The organism is Massilia eurypsychrophila, from assembly GCF_002760655.1.
Lineage (GTDB): Bacteria > Pseudomonadota > Gammaproteobacteria > Burkholderiales > Burkholderiaceae_D > JAFCUW01.
The window spans coordinates 1-3,034 of sequence record NZ_PDOC01000063.1; the positions used below are offsets into that span (position 1 = coordinate 1).

At 54.9% G+C, this 3,034-nt stretch carries 7 protein-coding genes; 6 read left to right on the top strand and 1 reads right to left on the bottom strand.

The features are described 5' to 3' along the window. The 6 genes from CR105_RS28610 to CR105_RS27185 all read left to right on the top strand — a co-directional run. Positions 1 to 213, top strand: a 213-nt coding sequence (locus tag CR105_RS28610; protein ID WP_441295120.1) for a DUF7713 domain-containing protein, incomplete at its 5' end; no start/stop codon positions are given. Positions 214 to 877: 664 nt separating this feature from the next. Beyond that, a complete protein-coding gene (locus tag CR105_RS27165) occupies positions 878 to 1,159 on the top strand; it encodes a type II toxin-antitoxin system HigB family toxin (RefSeq protein ID WP_099794066.1) in 282 nt (93 codons plus the stop codon). Further along, the gene (locus CR105_RS27170; RefSeq protein ID WP_099794068.1) at positions 1,147 to 1,569 is read left to right on the top strand and encodes a helix-turn-helix domain-containing protein; all 423 of its coding nucleotides are present in this window, start codon (positions 1,147 to 1,149) and stop codon (positions 1,567 to 1,569) included. Before CR105_RS27165 ends, CR105_RS27170 begins: the two co-directional genes overlap by 13 nt. Positions 1,570 to 1,586: 17 nt before the next feature. Then, positions 1,587 to 1,913, top strand: coding sequence for a hypothetical protein (locus CR105_RS28745; RefSeq protein WP_218968767.1), 327 nt, complete (start codon positions 1,587 to 1,589; stop codon positions 1,911 to 1,913). A gap of 59 nt (positions 1,914 to 1,972) precedes the next feature. Beyond that, positions 1,973 to 2,170, top strand: coding sequence for a YqaE/Pmp3 family membrane protein (locus CR105_RS27180; protein ID WP_099794070.1), 198 nt, complete (start codon positions 1,973 to 1,975; stop codon positions 2,168 to 2,170). Positions 2,171 to 2,267: 97 nt separating this feature from the next. Next, positions 2,268 to 2,522, top strand: a complete 255-nt coding sequence (locus CR105_RS27185; protein ID WP_099794073.1) for a hypothetical protein — start codon at positions 2,268 to 2,270, stop codon at positions 2,520 to 2,522. A gap of 158 nt (positions 2,523 to 2,680) precedes the next feature. On the opposite strand, the gene CR105_RS27190 is transcribed toward CR105_RS27185, so the two are convergent. Beyond that, positions 2,681 to 3,034, bottom strand: a 354-nt coding sequence (locus CR105_RS27190) for a DDE-type integrase/transposase/recombinase (RefSeq protein WP_143752831.1), incomplete at its 5' end; no start/stop codon positions are given.

A 3,034-nucleotide genomic window follows, 5' to 3' on the forward strand; every position in this document is an offset into this window, starting at 1 on the left:
GTGATGCACGTAAGACGCGGCAGGCTCGGTCTGGCAATCATCGAGGAGACCGTCCGAGGGCGCATCGGCTGGGACGATGCCGCCGAGGGCCGCTTGCCGCTCGTTACGATCGATGGGCAGGAGTTCTCCTGGAACGAACTTGGACATGCGTTGATGTGTTTCGAGGGATGGCAGTTCAAGCTTGAGGTTGCCGACCGCAGCGATGAGGTCTGATGTCGGCCGCAGCCCCAACGTTGAAGTGACTCTGACCGGTCGTGGTACCGGCCAGGCCGTGGTTCAATCGGGGGCTACATGGCGGCACTTTTGCAGGAGAAGGTGTTGCACTTGGTCTTTGAGAACGCCCACTCAAAATAGTTGGGCAATCCGGGAAAATCCTTAGCGTGCTATTTTTTCCGAATTCTGTGGTCGCCCGTATTGAGGCCGCGACTCAAACAGGTGGGTCGCTGTTTTAGTGTCCCGCCTTATGCATAATCCAAAAGGAAGATCGCCCCAATGTCTGGCTCTCTTAAAAAGCTCACCGAAGCCGCGGCTCGCAGCACCGGCCGCCGCTACTGTTCGACGCACGGCAGCGAGGTTGAAGTAGACGCCGGGAGTTATATCCTGCGCGGTAAGACCACACGTTGGGTCTGTTTTACTTGTCAAGAACGTCGCAAATTACTTGTGCGCCCTGGACAAAACTTGTGACGGAAAATCCCAGCAGGCGCAAGCCGGCCCCGACCGGTTTTGCCAGTAAGAGGGGCAAGCGCGGGGCTTGGCCTAATACCTCGCTCCTGATGAAACTGTCCATCCCGGCGACGCCAGCGGCAACAGCTACCTACCTCATCATCCTCCGAAGAAAGGGCTATACAAACATCTCAATATGAGATAAAGTTTCTTTATGCGAGTGATATCCAACAAAGCCCTGACAGACTTCTCTGCAATCCACCCCCCAGCCGGGGAGCCACTTCAGGCGTGGCGCAAGATTGCCGAGTCTAGGACATTTTCAAATTTTGCTGAGGTAAAAGCTACGTTCAATGCGGTCGATAAGGTGGACATTTATTACGTCTTCGACATCGGCGGCAACAAATATCGCATTATTGCTGCGATACATTTCGATCAGCAAAAGCTGTTTGTTCGCCATGTTTTTACGCACAAGGAGTACGACAAATGGAAACCTTAATGGACCGCCAGGTGATTAGCGACATCACCTCCCGTTTTCAGGCTCTAGCGGCTCTTGTACCGCTGCGCGCGATTCGCACGGACGTGGACTATGAGAAAGCCGTCACGATCTTGAACCAGCTTCTGGATGCAGGCGCTGCTGACGAAAGTTCACCACTCGGCGATGTGACCAATGCGTTGGGTGCCGTGATTGGTGACTACGAGGATTTGCACAACCCGGCTCAAGAAGTTACGCCGGCTGCGACTTTGCGGTTCCTGATGCAACAGCATCAACTCACCCAGTCCGATCTTCCAGAAATCGGCAGCCAGGGAGTGGTGTCAGAGATTTTGCGTGGGAAACGCGAACTCAACGTTCGGCAAATTAAAGAACTGGCCGGACGCTTTCAGGTCCCTGCTGCTGTGTTTATCTAACGCCAAGGAAAATTGTGATGAACAAGGAGACGCGCCGAGAGCGGTTAAGAGCAGCACTGGCAGGTCGTCACGTCAAAGCAGACGAGCAGAGCTACATCTCCCAGCTTTTGTCAGGGACTGCTTCATTCGGGCAAAAGGCCGCGCGTAGGCTGGAGCGCGACTATCTTTTGCCTCCCATGTCGCTCGATGTTCCCTTCGATCTGCCCGTTGCTGATCACGTAACGAAAGAGGCCCTGATTGGCCGCATCGCTAAACGGATCGAAATGTTACATATTGAAAAAGTAAGAGCACTGGCGAGTTTATCGAGGCTTAATTCCAAAGGAAAAAAATCACCGCGCCACTAGGCGCACCGCACCGGCCGGATGCCGGCAATTTTGAAAGGCCGCCTCGTAGCGGAATAATCATGCGCTTACTCATTTCTCTGTTTCTTCCTTGGCTGACGTTTTTCACTATCGGTCGCCCGATTGCTGGAATCGTTTGCTTGATTTTGCAACTGACACTGATCGGCTGGATTCCAGCGACGATCTGGGCAGTGTATGCGTTGAGCCAGTACAAGACGGATAAAAAAATCGAGTGCGCCTTGCAGCAACGTACCTCGTAACGCCCTAGCGCGAAAATTCCAGTAGTAGCGATGCCAGCCATGAGCTGACATTGTCATTGAGAGGGGCCGGCGCAGTGCCTGTCCAGTGAGGAAATTTATGAGCATCGTAATGTTGAAGACGCGGGACGGTGATGAGCCAATGCAGTTTCGTTCGCACGCGCTGCGTCCAGCGCGGATCGTGAACGAAGACCTTCGCCACTTCACCGGCACAACGTTCCCTGAAAATCCGTTGCAGGGCTGTTCGTTGGTGCTGCGGCGGCTCGAAGCGTTTGGCATGATCGCCGATGCTGTGCCGACCAATGGGTCGATGTGTTGGCTGACAACGGAGACATCTTGCACGAAGTGCCAGTGACGCTCAAGGGCTTCGAATACCTGCGCCGGACATTGAGGTTCGTGCGCGAACAATAGGACGGAAATTCGTGAGAATAATTTCGGTGCGGCCCGGCACGACAGGGTTCTGTCGCGTTGTTGATCAAACGACAGAATTTCCCTAGGACGGCATTGTGCCGCTCAAACCGGACGGACTATTCCTGCCAGCACAGAAAATTGGTCGGCGAACGACATTGCATCAGCGCCGTCGATTGCGAACTGGCCCTTGCGGATCATGTGCATCAGCTCGATGCCGGCGAGCACGGAGCCGGCAGACCGGAACGATTTGAAGTTGAGCATCGGCCTGGTCACCCGCTTGCTGGCGCGATGGTCCTGCTCGACGATGTTGTTGAGGTATTTGACTTGGCGCACCAGGATCGGCACGTCGCGGCCGGCGTTGATCGCATCGATCGCCGCCTTGTTGGCGCCACTCTTGTCCATCGCGACCTTGTCCGGATCGCCGTTCGCTCCCATGGCCTTGTCGAAGAAGCGCTT